Annotated in this window: 15 protein-coding genes; 3 read left to right on the top strand and 12 right to left on the bottom strand. The window is 59.7% G+C overall.

Translation table 11 applies throughout. From position 1 onward, the window contains the following. Positions 1–194 precede the first annotated feature (194 nt). The 7 genes from guaA to ACT7DV_RS12000 all read right to left on the bottom strand — a co-directional run bounded on the left by guaA (position 195) and on the right by ACT7DV_RS12000 (position 7534). On the bottom strand, positions 195–1781 hold the full coding sequence (gene guaA, locus ACT7DV_RS12030; RefSeq protein WP_444662812.1) for a glutamine-hydrolyzing GMP synthase: 1587 nt from the start codon (positions 1779–1781) through the stop codon (positions 195–197). 158 nt (positions 1782–1939) lie between these two features. Next, on the bottom strand, positions 1940–2404 hold the full coding sequence (locus ACT7DV_RS12025; RefSeq protein ID WP_146275639.1) for a DUF3817 domain-containing protein: 465 nt from the start codon (positions 2402–2404) through the stop codon (positions 1940–1942). A 47-nt stretch (positions 2405–2451) separates the two neighbouring features. After that, positions 2452–3261, bottom strand: a complete 810-nt coding sequence (locus ACT7DV_RS12020) for an SURF1 family cytochrome oxidase biogenesis protein (RefSeq protein ID WP_444662809.1) — start codon at positions 3259–3261, stop codon at positions 2452–2454. A gap of 210 nt (positions 3262–3471) precedes the next feature. Then, positions 3472–4623, bottom strand: a complete 1152-nt coding sequence (locus tag ACT7DV_RS12015; RefSeq protein WP_444662807.1) for a GuaB3 family IMP dehydrogenase-related protein — start codon at positions 4621–4623, stop codon at positions 3472–3474. A gap of 180 nt (positions 4624–4803) precedes the next feature. Next, positions 4804–6120: a DUF4872 domain-containing protein gene (locus tag ACT7DV_RS12010; protein ID WP_444662805.1), complete on the bottom strand. Its 1317-nt coding sequence runs from the start codon at positions 6118–6120 to the stop codon at positions 4804–4806. Between the two features lie 252 nt (positions 6121–6372). Then, entirely contained in the window at positions 6373–6945 is a 573-nt protein-coding gene (locus ACT7DV_RS12005; RefSeq protein ID WP_444662803.1) for a TetR/AcrR family transcriptional regulator, read from the bottom strand. Positions 6946–6949: 4 nt separating this feature from the next. Continuing rightward, positions 6950–7534 carry a sugar O-acetyltransferase gene (locus tag ACT7DV_RS12000; RefSeq protein WP_444662801.1) on the bottom strand — a complete coding sequence of 195 codons (585 nt, stop codon included), beginning with the start codon at positions 7532–7534 and terminating at the stop codon, positions 6950–6952. Positions 7535–7644: 110 nt separating this feature from the next. Between ACT7DV_RS12000 and ACT7DV_RS11995 the strand changes: the two genes are divergently transcribed. The 3 genes from ACT7DV_RS11995 to ACT7DV_RS11985 all read left to right on the top strand — a co-directional run bounded on the left by ACT7DV_RS11995 (position 7645) and on the right by ACT7DV_RS11985 (position 10509). Next, entirely contained in the window at positions 7645–8859 is a 1215-nt protein-coding gene (locus ACT7DV_RS11995) for an MFS transporter (protein ID WP_444662800.1), read from the top strand. 898 nt (positions 8860–9757) lie between these two features. Further along, the gene (locus ACT7DV_RS11990) at positions 9758–9940 is read left to right on the top strand and encodes a hypothetical protein (RefSeq protein ID WP_444662798.1); all 183 of its coding nucleotides are present in this window, start codon (positions 9758–9760) and stop codon (positions 9938–9940) included. 11 nt (positions 9941–9951) lie between these two features. Next, positions 9952–10509, top strand: a complete 558-nt coding sequence (locus ACT7DV_RS11985) for a hypothetical protein (protein ID WP_444662796.1) — start codon at positions 9952–9954, stop codon at positions 10507–10509. A gap of 372 nt (positions 10510–10881) precedes the next feature. Here ACT7DV_RS11985 and guaB read toward each other — a convergent pair whose 3' ends face one another. From guaB to ACT7DV_RS11960, 5 genes are all read right to left on the bottom strand, one after another. Further along, positions 10882–12387: an IMP dehydrogenase gene (gene guaB / locus ACT7DV_RS11980; RefSeq protein WP_060702166.1), complete on the bottom strand. Its 1506-nt coding sequence runs from the start codon at positions 12385–12387 to the stop codon at positions 10882–10884. A 121-nt stretch (positions 12388–12508) separates the two neighbouring features. Then, positions 12509–14602 carry an acyltransferase family protein gene (locus ACT7DV_RS11975; RefSeq protein WP_444662795.1) on the bottom strand — a complete coding sequence of 698 codons (2094 nt, stop codon included), beginning with the start codon at positions 14600–14602 and terminating at the stop codon, positions 12509–12511. A gap of 351 nt (positions 14603–14953) precedes the next feature. After that, positions 14954–16558, bottom strand: a complete 1605-nt coding sequence (gene groL / locus ACT7DV_RS11970; RefSeq protein WP_444662793.1) for a chaperonin GroEL — start codon at positions 16556–16558, stop codon at positions 14954–14956. A gap of 33 nt (positions 16559–16591) precedes the next feature. Further along, positions 16592–16888 carry a co-chaperone GroES gene (groES, locus tag ACT7DV_RS11965; protein ID WP_022874060.1) on the bottom strand — a complete coding sequence of 99 codons (297 nt, stop codon included), beginning with the start codon at positions 16886–16888 and terminating at the stop codon, positions 16592–16594. Between the two features lie 193 nt (positions 16889–17081). Continuing rightward, positions 17082–18584 (bottom strand): amino acid permease, encoded by a 1503-nt coding sequence (locus tag ACT7DV_RS11960; RefSeq protein ID WP_444662791.1) that lies wholly within the window; start codon positions 18582–18584, stop codon positions 17082–17084. Positions 18585–19080 lie beyond the last annotated feature (496 nt).

Genomic DNA, 19080 nt, shown 5'->3' with positions numbered 1-19080 from the left:
CGCACTGCGGTGCAGCGGCGCCTCTTTCTAACGTAGTGCACAAGGCCGGCAGATCAGGGATGCGAAACACGTTTTAACTGCGGGAAGCGGAACCGCAACCAGTAAGCGCACCTGTTTGAGGTGCAGCTCACCGGCATGCCGGTTCCGCTTCCGATCCACCAGCCGAAGCTGCGTGGACTAGCACTATTGCGGGATTACTCCCACTCGATGGTTCCTGGCGGCTTGGAGGTCACGTCCAGCACCACTCGGTTGACCCCATCGACCTCATTGGTGATGCGGTTGGAGATCTTCGAGAGCAGATCATAGGGCAGATGCGACCAGTCCGCGGTCATGGCATCCTCGGAGGATACCGGGCGCAGCACTATCGGGTGCCCGTAGGTGCGGTGATCGCCCTGCACGCCTACCGAGCGAACGTCGGCGAGCAGCACTACCGGCATCTGCCAGACTTCCTCATCCAGTCCTGCAGCGGTCAGCTCGGCGCGAGCGATCGCGTCGGCCTTGCGCAGGATGGACAGGCGTTCCTCGTTGACCGCGCCGATGATGCGGATGCCCAGGCCCGGGCCGGGGAACGGCTGGCGGCCGACGATTTCCTCTGGCAAGCCGAGCTCGCGGCCCACGGCGCGGACCTCGTCCTTGAACAGGGTGCGCAGCGGCTCGACCAGTTCGAACTGCAGGTCCTCTGGCAAGCCGCCCACGTTGTGGTGGCTCTTGATGTTCGAGGTGCCTTCGCCGCCGCCGGATTCGACGATGTCCGGGTACAGGGTGCCCTGGACCAGGAACTTCACCGGCTCGCCCTCGGAGGCGGCCTCGGCGATGATCGCCGCCTCTGCCGCTTCGAAGGCGCGGATGAATTCGCGGCCGATGATCTTGCGCTTGGTCTCCGGGTCGGTGACCCCATCCAGAGCGGTCAGGAAGCGTTCGCGCTCGTCGGCGATGTAGAGCTTGGCGCCGGTGGAAGCGACAAAGTCCTTTTCAACCTGCTCTGCTTCGCCTTCGCGCAGCAGGCCGTGGTTGACGAAGACACAGGTCAGCTGGTCGCCGATGGCGCGCTGCACCAGGGCAGCTGCAACAGCGGAGTCCACGCCGCCGGACAGGCCGCAGATCGCCTTGCCGGTGCCCACCTGGGTGCGGATGCGCTCGATCTGCTCCTCGGCGATGTTGTCGGCGGTCCAGTCGCCGGCCAGGCCCGCACCGTTGTACAGGAAGTTCTCCAAGACATCCTGGCCGAACTCGCAGTGCTTGACTTCCGGGTGCCACTGCACGCCGTAGAGGCGCTTTGCCTCATTGGCGAAAGCCGCGACCGGAGCACCAGCGGTGGTGGCCAATACTTCGAAGCCCTCTGGAGCTACGGAGACGGAGTCGCCGTGGCTCATCCACACGGTAGGAGCCTGTGCGGCCCCTGCCAGGATGGAGCGCGCTTCGCCGTCAAAGGCGGTTGCGGTGCGGCCATACTCGCGCAGGCCGGTCTCCGCAACGGTGCCGCCCAGGGCGTTGGCCATGGCCTGGAAGCCATAGCAAATGCCCAAGACCGGCACGCCGGCTTCAAACAGGTCGGCCCCGACGGAAGGGGCGCCATCGGCGTAGACGCTGGAGGGACCACCGGAGAGGATGATCGCTGCAGGGTTCTTGGCCAGGATGGCTTCGGTGGACAGGGTGTGCGGAACGATCTCCGAGTACACACGGGCCTCGCGTACGCGGCGAGCGATAAGCTGCGCGTATTGGGCCCCGTAGTCGACGACCAGAACCGGCTTATGTTCTGGATTGAGGGGAGCAGTAGTCACCGTTACAGTCTACGCGGTTCGCCGCCCGCGAAACAGCCGAAGAACTGTCATCAGCGTCACCAAGCGCCAAGCCGCCACCCCGGGGACAGGACATGAACGCAAACAGCGGGCGAACCAGGTGTCCTGGTTCGCCCGCTGGCTGATGGCTTGTTGCCCGATTAGTAGCGCTTGGCGGCCTTGGGGTGGGCGGCCAATTCGCGGTCCACTTCTGCATGCACCTTGGACTCGGTGTAGAAGGACAGGAATGGAATCACGCCACCGAGAGCGATCGTAATGAAGCGCATAAATGGCCAGCGCATCAGCGACCACAGGCGGAAGTCAGAGAACAGGTACACAACATACAGCCAGCCGTGGGCGATCAGGATGCCCAAGGAGATGTTTGCTCCCCCGACCACTTCAGCGCGGTTGTACAGGCCGATGGAGTTCGCTGCCCCGTCTGCCAGGGTGCCGCCGACAAAGAGTTCCAGGGACCAGAAGTACTTGAAGATCATCTCCACGACCAGCAGCAACAGCATCACACCGGTGATGTAGGCAAAGACCTTGTAGAACTTTGCGGCGCTGCGAATCTGCGCTGGGGTGCCGCCAAATTTCCGGGGTTTCGGTGCGGGGGTGGTGCTGGACATGGCTGGTGGTTCCTTCCGAGTCATGAAAGAGGTCGGTATGCGTGATGCTAGTCGTTCGTGGTGCCCGGCGGGCTCTGTTCGGTGCCTGCGTCGCGGGCTTGGGCGGCCCTCTCGGCAATCTCATCGAGGTCCCGCTGATAATCATCGCGGACCATGCGGTACCAGAGGAAGACTGCGAAGCCGGCGAAGAGGACCCATTCGATTCCGTAGAACACGTTGAGCCAATTGACCTGGGCTTCCTGTGGCTGTGGCCCGACGTAGATCATGTCGATGCCAGGCTGTTGAACGCTCTCGCCCTTGGTAGTGGTGATCTCGTGGGCCGAGATGAATCCGTCATAAAGGACCGAATCCCACATATTCGCAAGCTGCGCCGAAGCGATCGATGGGAGGGTCTTGCTGCGCAGGTCGTGCTCGTTCTCCGGGCCTTCGCTCGGCAGCAGGCGGCCGGTGATTTTCAGTTCGCCCTGAGGCGCTGCCGAGGGCGTGGTTTCCTCTGGCTGCCAGCCGCGCACTACCGCGATGCCGGCCTCCTGCTCCGCGCCATCAACCTTGAATTCACTGATGACCCAGACGCCTTTTTTGCCGTTTTCGAGTCGCTCGTCGATGAGCCGGTCGGTTCCGGGAACAAATTCACCGGTGAAGGTGACGATCTGGTCCGCTTTGGTGCCCAGAAGCTCGGTGCCGACCTCTTGGTGCTTGATCAGTTCTACCGGCTTCTCGGTCTTGTCGACCTTGACGATGGGCTCGCTCTCGGAGGCGCCGAACTGCCAACCCGAGAGGGCGACGAATCCGGTGGCGAGGGCGAGCGCGGCAATGAGGGCGCCGATCCACTTGGGCTTCAGAGCGGTTTTAAACACCCTCTAACCGTACTTCTATTTGGTGTAGAACTCGAAATAATGAGGGCGTGAGATTGGCCTAACAACCATATTTTTGGTTCTTGGGAACGAACCACGCCAGTTGTTCGTTGAGTTCCAGCGCCCAAGGCTGCGCACGCAGACCCGAGGGGCGACGTCGTTAAACGAATCGAGCCCAGTTCATTTTCGTGAACTGGGCTCGAATCCTGGAGATCAGAAGCGGTCAGACTCGTATGGGGAAAGCACCACGTCTACACGCTGGAATTCCTTCAGGGTCGAGTAGCCGGTAGTGGCCATCGATCGGCGCAGTGCGCCAACCAGGTTGGAGGTGCCGTTGGTTTCATGGGATGGGCCATAGAGGACCTTCTCCAGCGAACCGACGGTGCCAACCTTGGCACGGTCGCCACGTGGGCTGGCCTCGTGAACTGCTTCCATGCCCCAGTGGTAGCCGGCGCCCGGTGCTTCTTCGGCGCGAGCCAGTGCGGTGCCGAGCATGACAGCGTCGGCGCCCATGGCGATGGCCTTGACGATGTCCCCGGAGTTGCCCATGCCGCCATCGGCGATGACGTGGACATAGCGTCCGCCGGACTCTTCGATGTAATCGCGGCGTGCAGCAGCCACGTCTGCAATGGCGGTAGCCATCGGCGCGTGAATGCCCAAGGTACGACGGGTGGTCGACGAAGCGCCACCACCGAAGCCGACCAGGACACCGGCAGCACCGGTGCGCATCAGGTGCATTGCCGGGGTGTAGCCAGCGGCGCCTCCAACAATGACAGGGACGTCGAGTTCATAAATGAACTGCTTGAGGTTCAGTGGTTCCGTGGTCTTCGAGACATGCTCAGCAGAAACGGTGGTACCGCGGATGACAAAGATGTCTACGCCGGCAGCAACTACGGTCTTGTAGTGCTCCTGGGTGCGCTGTGGAGTCAGCGATCCGGCAACAACAACGCCGGAGTCGCGGATCTCGGAGATGCGCGAGGTGATCAGTTCCGGCTGGATGGGTGCCGAGTACAGTTCCTGCAGCTTGGCGGTGATCATCGGGTCGTTGCGGGTTGCCGCCTCGGACTTCAAACCGGCGATTTCGGCCAGCACGGCTTCCGGGTTCTCGTAACGGGTCCACAGGCCTTCGAGGTTCAGCACGCCCAAGCCGCCGAGCTTGCCCAGGGCAATGGCGGTGGCCGGCGAGGTCACCGAGTCCATCGGTGCGCCCAGGATAGGGGTATCAAACTGGAATGCGTCAATCTGCCAGGACACTGAAACGTCCTTCGGATCACGGGTACGGCGATTCGGTACGATCGCTACGTCGTCCAGGGAATATGCCTTTTGTGCCCGCTTGCCGCGGCCGATCTCAATCTCATTGCTCACCTAACTAGGTTACCAAGTCTCGGCCGAATTCCCGCTTTTCATAGAGCTAGGGCACTCTGTCGTGACGTTTCTAAAGCCCCTCATAGCAACAAAACTGTCACCGGAACAGACGAAAATACCCTGCCATGCGGTGAAAGCCGGTCACCGCAGGGCAGGGCTGAGAAACTAATAGTTTCGTTTTTATTGAGTTTTCGGAACCAAGGATTGAGCGGTACGTGCCAGCGCCGACGCTGCTTGGTGTTCGGCTTCGGCAATCCGGTCCATGGCCTCGGCCATTCGCTCAAACATTGCACTGCGATCGTCCACTGCGACTTCTGGATCGACGAGGTCCGCGAATTCATCCCAGAGCTGGGCCAGCTGCACGTAGTCTGCGCTGTGCTCGCCCAGTGTCGACAATCCTGGCAGGCCGGAAGCTTCGTCGAGGAAGTCCGCGTAGAGTCCGCGCAAAGCGCCTTCGCCGCCAAAACGCGTGTCCGTGAGGAACCCGGAGAGCTGGTTCATGCCACCGGCTAGTCGTTCAGGGTCGGCAAACATGCGAGTCCAGCCGGTTTTGGTGGTGGTGTCGCGCAGCCGGGCTGCAAAGCTGTGCATCCCGGTGATGCCGAAGTTCTTGGCGAAGTGCTCCGGAATGCCGGAGAGCTCACGGGTTCCCAAAAGGCGCGAGGTGGTTTCCTCGATGGCTTCCAGTGCATTGGCGGCCAGGGTTTCGGCCTCCGGCGAGCGCGTGGAAGGCACCCATGCCTGCCAGTGCTTTTCCTTCTTGCGCTTGGCCCGGGCGAATGCCAGGTCCTCTGGGCTGATGACATTCAGTAGGCCCGAGCCATCGTCGACCAGCAGATCATCTTCGTGGTCCCCCACGACAACCAGGTCAATGGTTTCTGCTTCATCAACTTCGTTGCCATCAATCCATGGCAGTGCGTTGATGGCTACTCGAACCACTACAGCGCGTCCGGCATCCAGTGCTGCATCCATGTATTCGGCGGCCTTCTGGGCGGAGCCCGTGGTGCGTTCATTGATCTTGGCACCGCAGCGAGCCAGCAGGTTCTGGGTATATGGCTCTGGGTGGGCACGGGTGACCAGGGTCGCGGTGGTGGATTCGGCATATTCAAAGGTGAAGACCATGAAGCCGATACCGCCGGCCAGCCCTGCCAGCAGTGCCTGGCTCAGTGGAGCGCTGGTCAACGGATTGGTGACGCCGGCTTGAACCAGGACGCGGTGCCAGAGTGCGGCATCGTATTGGATGACATCTTCTGGTGCCGGGTATTCCGGCAGCTCATCTTGCGGAGCTGGCGCGGGTGCAGGTTTAGGAGCCTTGGGCTTGGCCCCGATTTTTCCTTCCCTGGCTTCTTTGGCGTAGTCACGAGCCTGGGCAGCACGAGCAGCTTTAGGGCTTTCCGGTTTCCCGGTGAGGATGTTCTTGCGCGCGGTGGTGTAGCTCTCCCCCGTGCGTGCCATGCGTTCTCGTGCTTGCTTCTTCAGGTTGGCTGGCTGGCCCAAAATGTAGTCCTTTATTGGCGGTCGCGCACAGTCCGCGGGATCCCGCGCCGATTGGTGCTGTCTGCCCATAATTCTACGCATGGTCGATCGGTTCTACGGTCCCTAACCGTGGTGAGAAATGTCTGGCTCGGAATGGCAGCCTCTGCGCCCGTTATTCTCCCCGCAGCAGTAGATTTTTCCGCCACCATCTCGTTTTGCGCCCCTCGGGGTTCCCTGCCCTTCAAGGCACAGGGAACTATCGCGGAGTGGCTTCTAAAGTCTGGTAATGCGAGCGATGGCGCTTCGGACTTCTTCAGGGTCGCGTGCTTCTGAGTCCAGCGCCCTATGAATGGTCAGCCCCTCGATTATGGCGTCCAGCAGACGGGCGGTCTGCGGGTCGAAGTGTGCCCCTAGCGCTAACTGGCTGCGCCCCATCCACCAGGTGGTGATGGAGCGGAAGGAAGCATCACGGGTGGCGAGGGTGTATAGCTCATGCGACAAGATCAGTTCATCGCCTTGACCGCTACTGGCTTGCAGTATCCGTTCAAACACCGCTTGGCAGGCAGATTCCCTATTGGCAGCCTCGGCCATCTGGCGCTCAAATCCATTGCTGATGCTTGTGGCGAAACGGCTGAAGGCGCTGTGCAGGAGGTCGTGCATGCCGTCAAAGTAGTAGGTCATCGCCCCGAGCGGCACACCTGCCTGGGCCGCGACTTTTCGGTGTGAGGTGCCCGTGACACCGGAGTGCGCAATCACTTCAAGACACGCATCCATAATCTTCTCGCGGCGTTCAGGGTCATTGCGGCGCCCCAGGCGTGAACCGGTGGAGGACTGTTGCGAGGACATCTAATTATCCAATGGTCCGGGTGACCCGAGCTGGGTTGCCCACGGCAACGGCGTTAGCTGGAATGTCCTTGGTGACAACAGCGCCGGCGCCAATTACCGAATTCTCCCCGATGGTAACTCCTGGGCACACAATTACACCGCCTCCAAGCCAGACATTGTCCCCGAGGATAATCGGCGCGGCTGCTTCAAGCTTGTCACGGCGAGGTTGCGGGTCAATCGGGTGGGTGGGCGTCAGAAGCTGGACGTTGGGTCCAATCTGGCAGTCTTCACCAATGGTTATGGTAGCAACGTCCAATGCGGTGAGGTTGTAGTTGATGAAGGTGCGGGCGCCGATGTGCAGATTCTCGCCGTAGTCCACAAAGATCGGGGAGTTTACATGGGCGCCTTCGTCCAAGGTGCCAACAAGTTCTGCCAGGATCCCGCGTGCTTGCGGATCCGCCGCGACATCCGCGCGGCGATAGGCTTCAGCCAGCTGGACGCCACGCTGGTGCAGACGTTCATTCTCGGGATCATCCGCGATATACAGGTCACCTGCAAGCATGCGCTCGCGGTTGCTGCGGGAGTCTCCTTCAAAATAATTCTCAGTCATGGGAGTGAATATACACGAGATTTGGGTACACTCGTACATATAATTTGAGTAGTCGTCCAGGCAGTGGCGATGCTTCCATCCCCCGGCACGGCGAAAGACACCAACGCCCCATGTATTCAATTCTCCTGACCATCATCTACCTCGCTTTCATCAGCCTCGGACTCCCCGATTCACTTGTGGGCGCTGGGTGGCCGGTGATGCATCAAGATCTTGGCGTGCCGCAGTCTTTCGCCGGTATCCTCACCATGGTCATTGCCATCGGAACCATCTTTTCCAGCCTGGCTTCGGAACGGTTGACCCGCAGATTCGGCGCAGGTGCGGTGACGGCAGTCAGCGTTGGACTGACCGCAACCGCATTGTTCGGATTTTCGTTCTCCGGCTCATTTTGGATGCTTTGCCTCTGGGCTATTCCGTATGGCCTTGGCGCGGGAGCGGTAGACGCAGCCCTGAACAACTACGTAGCGCTGCACTACGCGGCACGGCATATGAATTGGCTGCACAGTTTCTGGGGCGTGGGGGCCTCGATCAGCCCATTGATCATGAGCCATGCCCTGACGTCCGGGATGGGATGGCCTGGTGCCTACAACGTTGTTGCCGTCATTCAAATCATCCTCACGGTGGCGCTGGTCCTCACACTGCCTCTCTGGCGCAAAGTGAATACCATGACCCCGCGGAGCCACAGCCGCACTGAGGTCGAAGCCGATCCAGATGACATTAAAGCGCCGGCAACCGAAGCAGCCCACGTTCCACTGACACAAGTCCTGAAAATTCCGGGCGTCATGCTGGTCCTCGCGGCGTTCTTCGCGTACTGCGCGCTAGAAAACACCTCGATCCTCTGGGCTACGACGTACCTTGCCGGCGATCGTGGCGTGAACCCTGCAACAGCGGCCGCCTTCGCCTCATTCTTCTTGCTGGGCATCACCGGCGGACGCTTCCTCGCTGGATTCTTCGCTGATCGCATCGGCGACCGCAACCTGATTAGAGGCGGCTTCATGATGGTGGGAATCGGTGGCCTGATGCTCCTACTGCCGCTGGAAACCAACGGCGTTGCCCTGGCCGGGCTCGCTATCGCCGGCCTGGGATCAGCACCGATTTACCCCGCCATTATTCACTCGACTCCAGCGAATTTCGGGCGCCGCAACTCACACGCGATCATTGGCATTCAGATGGCCGCGGCCTACCTCGGCTCGACGTTGATGCCTCCGCTATTCGGCGTCTTGTCATCGTGGGCGGGTCTATGGCTCTTCCCGCTCTTCATCCTGCTTCTAGTCGTGATGGGACTCGTCTTCTCGGAGAGACTGAACCGCTTGGTGGATGAGCGCTAGCAAGCAACCGAATCGACCTCGCGGAAGAACTAGTATTCACTCGGTGAGTGAAGGCAGGAAGCCAGAACGCTCGCAATGACCACCTCTTCCGAGGGATCCTCTGAGGACTCTGCTCATCCGCCGAACGCTCGGATATGGGCTTTTCCTTTGCTGTGCTTTCTTGCGATGGGTGCTATCGCATTTTGGCCTGCGCCAGTGGATTCATCAGCCTGACCTCAATTGGTCTGGAAGCTGTGCTGGCTACACGCCCACGGCGTACCAGCGTTCGTGAACTACTAGTAGGTGAAATTCTCGGGAAATGTCTTCTTCTTCATTCCCCTGGGATTTTTCTGCCCGCAGGTCTGCAGCGCCCTATCACTGCGTGCGCTCGGAAGCGCGGCCTCAAGTTGATTGTGTTAGGCAAGCTCCTCGCACTCCCCAACCGATTCGCCACATTATCTGATGTCGTAGCAAATTCCTTAGGGTGCGTAATTGGCGTAGCCATCTGGATTTTCGTCCGCAGAGTTCATTCGAAACACCGGGCGCGCTTGACATCTTCTTCTATGTACGAAAATGCTGCTCAGCGTATCTGTTTCCGGTGCTGGATCTAGTGCAGCATGAGCAATGCAATCCAGGGCATCTAGCTAGCATCTATCTCTGACCGGCCTTCGTCAACGGCGGTCTTCTTGAACTCAAACTCCTACGAAGTCATCAACGAAGAATCCTGCATTCGCCTAGTTCGTCCAGACTTTGAAGCCCGGGATTTTCACTTCAGACGTACCCTCCTACTTAAGAATGATTTACCTCAAAAATCAACCTTGCTACGGTAGATTCATGAGTTTAGCTACTTAGTTTCTCATCTATGACCATGTAAGCAGTAATTTTTGATCTCCGAAAGTTACGACAGGAAGGTAAGCCGATGTACTTGGGAATCGGATTCGTACTCTCCCTCGCCATTGCTTTCGCTAGTCCCTACTTCTGGGACAGCACCGCCAATCCGGCACTATACTCTGCATTTACGACTGCAGCTGCCTTCGGGGTATTCTGCGGACTCGGCTTCGCGATTGATCGCTACCGCAAGAAGAAGCACGCAGCCACCTGAAAGGTCGCTCCATGAAACAAATACCCAGGACAGCCACCACTTTCTTGATCGCGATCGCCCTTGTTGCAGGTTCCGCAGGTACGGCACTGGCAGATCCAGCGGACCGCAACTCCCTCGAACCGCTAACAGCGGAAAATCCAGAACCCCAAACTGCTGAAACTAAGGCAAGTTTGGACTACGTTCAGAAAACAAGGAAACCAACGGCCGTAAGAAAGACTACTTCCGGCGTAGAACGTGACTACGAATTCTCGAAAGGATCAACGTTCACCATCATCGAACGGCGCAGTAAGTTGAATGTTGCCAATCCGGCACTTGGGGCAGGACAAGACTCCACGGGCTTCTACATTGACATGTCTCCGGCAGACCAGCGCTCCTTTATCAACGGAGGGAGCGCCCTTATTCTTGCCTCTATCGGTGCTCTAATGGGTCCGTTTGCAATTGCTGTGCTCCCGATTCTGGGCTCTTACATCACGCCGCAGGTCGAAGGACTGACGTGTGCAAACGACAATAGGACCATGCGGTTCTACTACACACTTGACGGTAACGCAGTTTCTTCTAGATGCCTTTAGCAAACAAATCAAAGGCCACGAAAGTCCAAATGCTTACCAGTGTTTGGACTTTCAGAGCCCTCTTGAGGCTCATTGTTGGAGCCTAGTAAATGGTTCACCATACGGCAGCGGAGTCCAGCGTACACGGACTGTGCTGCGCACCATTTAAAGGTGGCTACGAAGGATTTGGTGCCACCGAATCCCACGATTTCCTATCTCTGAAACGCAGTACCTTTTTCTCACTGAAGCGTCGTGTGCGCTAGGCCCTGTGGATCTGGAGTCTCCGTGGCCAACAACCACAAAGCCGCCATGCTGCAGGTTGTCTTTTACGACAAAAATCCCGCCCGGAATAACGCGTGAGCGCCATTCCGGACGGGAAATTTTCAGATGTGTTTAGCGCGAACGGTAGTTCGGAGCCTCAACGGTCATCATGATGTCGTGCGGGTGCGATTCCTTCAGGCCGGCTGCGGTGATGCGGACAAACTTGCCGCGCGCCTTCAGCTCAGGAACGGTGCGACCGCCAACGTAGAACATGGTCTGGCGCAGGCCGCCCACCAGCTGGTGGGTCACTGCAGAGAGCGGGCCGCGGTAAGGAACCTGGCCTTCGATGCCCTCCGGGATCAGCTTTTCGTTGGTAGGCGCGTCAGCCTGGAAGTAGCGGTCCTTGGAGTACGAGGTGTTCTTTCCACGAGTCTCCATGGCACCCAGCGAACCCATGCCGCGGTAGGCCTTGAACTGCTTGCCGCCCATGAAGACCAGGTCGCCTGGGGACTCTGCGGTACCAGCCAGCAGGGAGCCGAGCATCACCGAGTCGGCGCCGGCAACCAGTGCCTTGCCGATGTCGCCCGAGTGCTGCAGGCCGCCGTCAGCGATCACTGGCACGCCAGCTGGGATCGCGGCCTTGGCTGCTTCGTAGATGGCGGTGACCTGTGGAACGCCCACACCGGCAACGATGCGGGTGGTGCAGATGGAGCCTGGGCCAACGCCGACCTTGATGGCGTCGGCACCGGCATCGATGATGGCCTTGGCGCCCTCGTAGGTAGCAGCCTGTCCGCCAATCACGTCAACGTGGGCAGCGGCAGGATCCTTCTTCAGGCGGGCGATCATTTCCAGCACGCCCTGGGAGTGCCCGTTGGCGGTGTCAACGACCAGAGCGTCGACACCAGCGTCGATCAAGGTCATGGCGCGCTCGTAGCCTTCGCCGAAGAAGCCCACTGCGGCAGCCACGCGCAGGCGGCCTTCCTCGTCCTTGGTGGCCAGCGGGTACTGCTCGGCCTTGTCGAAGTCCTTGACGGTGATCAGGCCGGTCAGCTTGCCCTCGTCGTCGATCAGCGGGAGCTTCTCGATGCGGTTCTTGGACAACAGCTCGATGACCTTTTCAGGGGCCACGCCGTCCTGCGCGGTGATCAGCGGCATGCCGGTCATGACTTCGTAGACCTTGGTGGTCATGTACTGCTCGCGAGCCACAAAGCGGGTATCGCGGTTGGTGATGATGCCCAGCAGCTTGCGGTCCTCGTCCACTACTGGCAGGCCGGAGACGCGGTACTGTGCGCACAGCTCATCCCATTCGGCCAAGGTGGCGCCTGGGTGCACCGTGACCGGGTCGGTGATCATGCCCGACTCGCTGCGCTTGACCTGGTCGACCTGCTTGGCCTGGTCCTCGATCGAAAGGTTGCGGTGGATCACGCCGATGCCGCCCTGGCGTGCCAGTGCGATCGCCATGGGAGCTTCGGTGACGGTGTCCATGGCCGCCGAGCTGATGGGCACCTGGATGTTGATGCGCTTGGTGAAGCGGGTGGTGGTGTCAGCTTCCGAAGGGATCACATCCGTCGGGCCAGGCAACAGCAATACGTCGTCGTAGGTGAGTCCTTCAAATGCAAAGGGGTTGAACTCAGTCACGTAGGAACCTTTCGGGGCGAGAACGGAGGTTGGTTAAATGGTAGAGCCCTTTTGGCGCTGCAGTTATTCCCTCGCGGGGCACTGTGTCCAAGCTCATGCCCCACCAGGTCTCCGACAGGACTTATTGCCAGCCGGTAGCCTTCTTGAAGGCCTCGGCAAACTGGCGCTTGGCACTGAGCACAAACGTCTTGGACAGGTGCGAATCATCCAAGTAGGTTGATACATTGCCGATCACAGCTTTGCAGACCCCCTCGGGGCAGAGCAAGCCTGTCATGTCCAATGACACCACCTGCTGGCCGTAGTCGTGCTGGGCCAGGAATTCCTGGACCGGGTTGATCTGCGCCAATGCTTCGTGGGCGGAGCCATCGCAGGCTTCGAGATGACTTGGGTTCGAATCCACGCATTCGGGAATGGAGTAGGTGTAGCGCGGGGTATCACGCATCGCAATCACCTGGCTGCCGGCATCCAGGAAAGGCTGGATGGCTTCGGCATAGTGATCCACGATGGTTTCCTGCTCCCCGGGGCTGCGCAGGTACTCATCCGGGGCGGCCACGGTTTTGCTGGCGGTGGTGAGCACCATCTTCGGAGCTAGCTCAGCGACGTACTCTTCAGCGGCGTCCTGGAAGTTGGCGCATTCGGCTTCATCGCGGTCGGCATCGGAGCCATAGCGGCATCCCGGGTGGAAGACCAGGATCCAGCTTCCGCCGGATTCTTCCATGGCCGCAGCTGCGGCCGCAGACCAGTGCTGCATGTGCGAGTCGCCAAGCATGACCAGATCCGGGGAACCATCGAAGTTGCCACCCTGCTCGCAGAACATGATCCGCTCATCATCAGGGTTGTTGGACCCTGCACAGGGGTTGCCCGGGGTCTGCCATTCGTCTGCCAGCTCGGTAGCCAGCGGCAGGGTCAGGGCCGCGGGTGCCGGGTCCCAGTCCTCGGGGGCAGTAGCCCCAGGGTTATCGGTGGCGGTCTGTGACGCGGCCAGCGCCCGGCGGTGCTCCACGTTATTTTCCCATGCGGTGACCGACAGGCTGGCGATGCCCAACCCGATGGCCACGACTGCGATTTGGCTGATGGCCTTGAGCCCGGTGCTGGGCATCCAGTGCGGGAATGCGAGGTTGTTCTGCCAGGCGATGACCGGCTTTTCGACGAACCTTGTGGTGCACCACGAGGCGGCGATGGACGCGGCGATCAGCAGGGTTCCAGCCGGGAACGATGCCTCCTGATTGCCGGAGACCTCAAGGTAGAAGACCAGCATCGGCCAATGCCACAGGTACATCCCATAAGACAGGTCCCCGAGTTTCACCAGGGGCTTCAGCGACAGAACGCCCGAGGGGTTGGCCCAAGCGCGTGTTGCCGGAGCCGCAATGATCAGCGCGGCGGCCATGGTGGGAATCAGCGCCATGAAGCCAGGGAATTGGCCTTGGACATCCAGCACGGCACCGCTGGCCACGATGGTGATCATTCCGGCCCAGCCTGCAATCCGGCGGATCCTCTCCGGGAGAGTTGAAAGCCATGGCAGGGCCAAGGCCAGCAGGGATCCCAGGGCGAATTCCCACAGCCGGGCACCGGTGTGGAAGTAGGCGACCTGCTGGTTATTGGCGGTGATGATGATGGAGAAGGCCAGCGATCCAATGAAGATGGCGCTGAAGAACGCTCCGGCCACCCACGCGAAGTTGAAGCGGGAGAAGAACAGCTTCCAGACCAAAGCGCTGACCGCCAGGACCACCGGCCAGAGAATGAAGATCTGGCCCTGCACCGACAGCGACCAGAAATGCTGCAGTGGAGAGGCTGAGGAAGTGTTGAAGGCGTAGTAGTCGACCTGGTGGTTGGCCAGATACCAATTCTGTTGATAGAACAGCGAAGCCTTGGACTGGTCAATGAGTTCCAGCCATCGAGTGCTGGGCAGAATGATCCAGGCGGCAACCACCACGCTGACAATGACTACCGCAGCTTGCGGGATGAGCCGGGAGAAGCGGTGCAGCCAGCCGGTGATCAATGGCGGGCGTTCACCGCGGGATATCCCGCGTGCGGTGGATGAGGTGAGGAAGAACGCGGAGAGCATCAGGAAGATGTCCACTCCCCCGGAGACCTTGGAGAACCAGATGTGATAGCACATCACCAGCAACACTGCGAAGGCGCGAAGACCCTGCAGGTCGATCCGGAAACTGGCACTTTTGGTACTGTTCCGAGGCTGATTGAGGGTGTGAGTCACAGGCTAGGCTTCCGTCGGGAACTCGGGCACGTCATCGGCAGCATGGATCTTGACACGTCAGACAACCATCCATATTATCAATCGACCCTGTGGGTCACCTGCAGAAATGCGCTCCCGTAGTCCCCGTCAAGGCATTAAATGCAAAGGCTGTAGGGCGATGACGTGCGCGGGATCAATGGCTTGCCATGTCGAACCGGAGCAAACTTTTTCGGCGCGTTGATACTCATCACGTGTCCATGGCCACAAATTCATCTACCGCTCACCTGCTAGCGGGTTTGGGATAAAAAGAAAGCCGCCGCCGGCCCACGAGTGAACGTGATCCGGCGGCGGCCTCAATGCCATCACAGCTGATTAGTGGCTGTGCGCTTCTTCCGCAACCTCGGAAGCCTTTTCGGCAACCAGGGTTTCGGTGGTCAGCACGAGGGCTGCGATCGATGCCGCGTTGCGCAGCGCCGAACGAGTGACCTTGACCGGGTCGATGACACCTGCATGCAGCAGGTTCTCGTAGACACCGGACTTGGCGTTGAAGCCCTCGTTAGCTGGGGACTCTGCCACCTTGGAGACAACTACCGCACCGTCGAAGCCGGCGTTGGTAGCGATCCAGAACAGCGGCTGCACCAGTGCGCGGCGCACAATGGCCACGCCTGCGGCGACGTCGCCTTCCAGACCGGTGACGCGAGCGTCGGAATCCAGCGAGGTCAGCGCGTCAACCAGTGCGGTACCGCCACCGGCAACGATGCCCTCTTCCAGAGCTGCACGGGTGGAGGACACTGCGTCCTCGATACGGTGCTTGCGCTCCTTCAGCTCGACCTCGGTGGAGGCACCCACCTTGATCACGCCGATTCCGCCAGCCAGCTTGGCCAGGCGCTCGGAGAGCTTCTCGCGGTCCCATTCCGAATCGGTGCGGTTCAGCTCAGCCTTCAGCTGGGCTACGCGCTCAGCAACATCTTCCTCGGTTCCCGAGCCATCAACGATGGTGGTGGAATCCTTGGTGATGGTGACGCGGCGTGCCGAGCCGAGAACCTCGGTGCCTACCTGGTCCAGGGACAAGCCCAGTTCCGGGGAGACAACCTGGGCACCGGTGAGGATGGCCAGATCCTGCATCATGGCCTTGCGGCGGTCGCCGAAGCCTGGAGCCTTGACGGCAACCACGTTCAGCAGGCCACGCAGCTTGTTGACCACCAGGGTGGACAGGGCTTCGCCCTCAACATCCTCGGCAATGATCAGCAGCGGCTTCTTGGCTTCAAGAACCTTTTCCAGCAGTGGCAGGAATTCTGCCACGGTGGAGATCTTGGAAGGGTTGATCAGGATCAGCGCGTCTTCCAGGACAACTTCCTGGCGCTCCTGGTCCGTGATGAACTGCGGCGAAAGGTAGCCCTTGTCGAACTGCATGCCCTCGGTCACTACCAATTCGGTAGCGGTGGTGGAGGATTCCTCGATGGTGATGACACCGTCGGTGCCAACAGTCTTGAAAGCCTCGGCCAGCAGTTCGCCGATTTCATCCGACTGAGCGGAGATCGCGGCAACGTTGGCAACCTTGTCGGCCACGGCAACAGAGTTAGCTGCCAGCGCCTCGGAAACAACCTCGGTAGCCAGCTCGATGCCCTTGCGAACATCGCCTGGCGCAGCACCGGCGGCAACGTTCTTCAGGCCTTCCTTGACCAGGGCCTGGGCTAGCACGGTGGCGGTGGTGGTGCCGTCGCCTGCTACGTCATTCGTCTTGGTGGCTACTTCCTTGGCCAGCTGCGCGCCAAGGTTCTCGTATGGATCTTCAAGATCGATATCACGAGCAATCGTGACACCATCGTTGGTGATGGTCGGGGCGCCCCAGGTCTTGGCAAGCACCACGTTACGGCCTCGTGGGCCGAGGGTGACCTTCACCGTGTTTGCGAGCTTATCGATGCCCGCTTCGAGTGCGCGTCGCGCTTCCTCGTTGAATGCTAGCTGCTTAGCCATGCATTTTCTCCTGAAACTTTAGAGAGGTTGGCGTTACTTTACGACGACTGCCAGTACGTCGCGAGCCGAGAGCACCAGGTACTCTTCGTTGCCGACCTTGACCTCAGTTCCGCCGTACTTCGAGTACAGGACTACGTCGCCTTCAGCAACGTCTACAGGAACTCGGTTGCCCTTGTCGTCGATGCGGCCGGGGCCTACTGCAACAACGGTGCCTTCCTGTGGCTTTTCCTTGGCGGAGTCTGGGATAACAAGGCCCGAAGCGGTGGTGGTTACGGCTTCGACCTGCTTGATGACAATGCGGTCTTCGAGCGGCTTGATGGAGACAGACATGGTCTCTCCTTTTCGTGTATGAACCAATGGTGGTAGGGGTGCGCCCTATGGCATTGGACCAACCGTCGTCGCGGTGCCAGTTGGTGGTATCCAGTCAGGCGGTGGTTCTGCAAGCATGATGCGTGCAGAACTTCCACCACTGACTTTAGGACGAGATTTAGCACTCGGTCAAGGCGAGTGCTAATCAAGCCCCTTAGTTCGTCACACCGGTTCGCGCAGAGCGCACAGCGGCCGACTCTTCAATATCCTCTGGAGCGGTGAGATCCATATCGGAGAGCTTGACCATTTTGGACTTTGTCATCATGCGATGCCCCAGCCACAGGCCCAGGAACAGCGGCAAGCCGATATAGGAAGACAGCACTTCCAGCCCGTGCCCGGCCAGGACTGCCTGGTAGTTTTGGCCGACAATCACTGCAATGAGCATCAAGAACGCCACGATGGGACCCAGCGGGAAGAACGGCGCACGGTAGGGCAGATCCTTGACGCTGTAGCCCTGGGCCAGATAGCCGCGGCGGAAGCGATAGTGCGAGACCGCAATACCCACCCAGACAATGAAACCGCACAGGCCAGAAACATTCAGCAGCCAAGTGTAGGCAGCACCCTGGCCCACCAAGGCGGTCAGGAAGCCGAAGAGGCCCACGGCGGCAGTGGCCAGCAAGGCCATGATCGGCACACCTCGGGAATTGGTCTTCCCGAAGACCTTTGGCGCTTTGCCATCATGGGCCATCGAGTAGAGCATGCGGGTTGACGCATAGAGGCCCGAGTTGCCTGCGGAGAGGATTGCGGTGAGGATGACAGCGTTCATGGCAGCTGCTGCGAAGGCAATGCCGGCGCGTTCGAAGACCAGAGTAAATGGCGAGGATGCAACGTCGGCTTCGCCGCTGGCCAGGAGGCTCGGATCAGCGAATGGGATCAGGCAACCGATGATGAAGATGGCGCCAATGTAGAACAGCATGATGCGCCAGAAGACCCGACGGATGGCCTTGGGCACTTCGCGCCGCGGATCCTTGGCTTCACCGGCGGCCACGCCCACCAGCTCAGTGCCCTGGAAGGAGAACCCGGCAATCATGAAGACCGAGATAATCGAAAGCCAACCGCCATGGAAGATGTCTTTGCCTTCCTTCCAGTTGGCCAATGGATCAGCCTGTGATCCAAGAACACCAAAGATCATCAGAACGCCGGCGGCCAGGAAGGCGATCACGGTAACCACCTTGATCAACGCCAACCAGAATTCGCCCTCGCCAAAGGCCTTGGCCGATAGCGCGTTCAGTGCAGTTAATGCGGTCAGGAACAGTCCCGCCCAGACCCATCCGGGGACATCGGGCAACCAGAAGCTCATGACAATACCTGCGGCTACGAGCTCGGCCGCAACGGTGATGGCCCAGTTGAACCAATAGTTCCAGCCAATTGCGAAGCCGAAGGACGGCGAAACAAATCGGGTGGCGAAAGTCTGGAATGAACCGGCCACGGGGATCTTGGCGGTCATCTCCCCCAGCGACTGCATCAACAGATAGACCATGAGGCCAACTGCCGCATAGGCCACCAAGGCGCCGCCCGGACCGGACTGCGCGATGGTTCCGCCCGAGGCGACGAACAAGCCGGTACCGATAGACCCGCCGATGGCAATCATCTGCAGGTGGCGGCTGCTCATGCCTCGCTTGAGTTGATTCTGGGCCAGCGGCGCCGGGTCGCTCATGCCCCTGGAGCCCACTGGCGATTGATTGCTCGACGCCGTCGTCGTTCGCTGCATAGATTTCTTCACAGGTGCCATGGAACACCAAAGCAAGCGCGAATGCGACCTGAGTCACTTCAGTTTTTTTCTCGTGCATTTCAGCTTCGCCAAGCAAGGCCGGCAATGCACCTGCCCATCAAGCCAAACTGAACGGCAGACTGTAAATCAGCCAAAGCTCTACCCGCCAGAAGCAACCGAAGGTTTCCACAAAGGATTACGCTTTCTAAACAAATGATGTTCCATGAAATAGCATTGCTTGCCCAAATGAAAAATCCGCTTCACAATCCCCACGCCCGGATCCACGCTCGGAACGAGCCGATGCATCGCCTTGATCCGCCCTATCGGAACCTGGAGTCGGTCAAAAGAATCCGAATATGACGCCAATATGTCACATAGGTCACAACAGCCAAACGGCCGCAACGGGTCTCACGACCGAACAAGCAAACCAACAACGCTAGGC

The organism is Glutamicibacter sp. TV12E, from assembly GCF_052441935.1.
GTDB lineage: Bacteria > Actinomycetota > Actinomycetes > Actinomycetales > Micrococcaceae > Glutamicibacter.
This window is presented reverse-complemented; position numbering and strand designations above follow the sequence as displayed.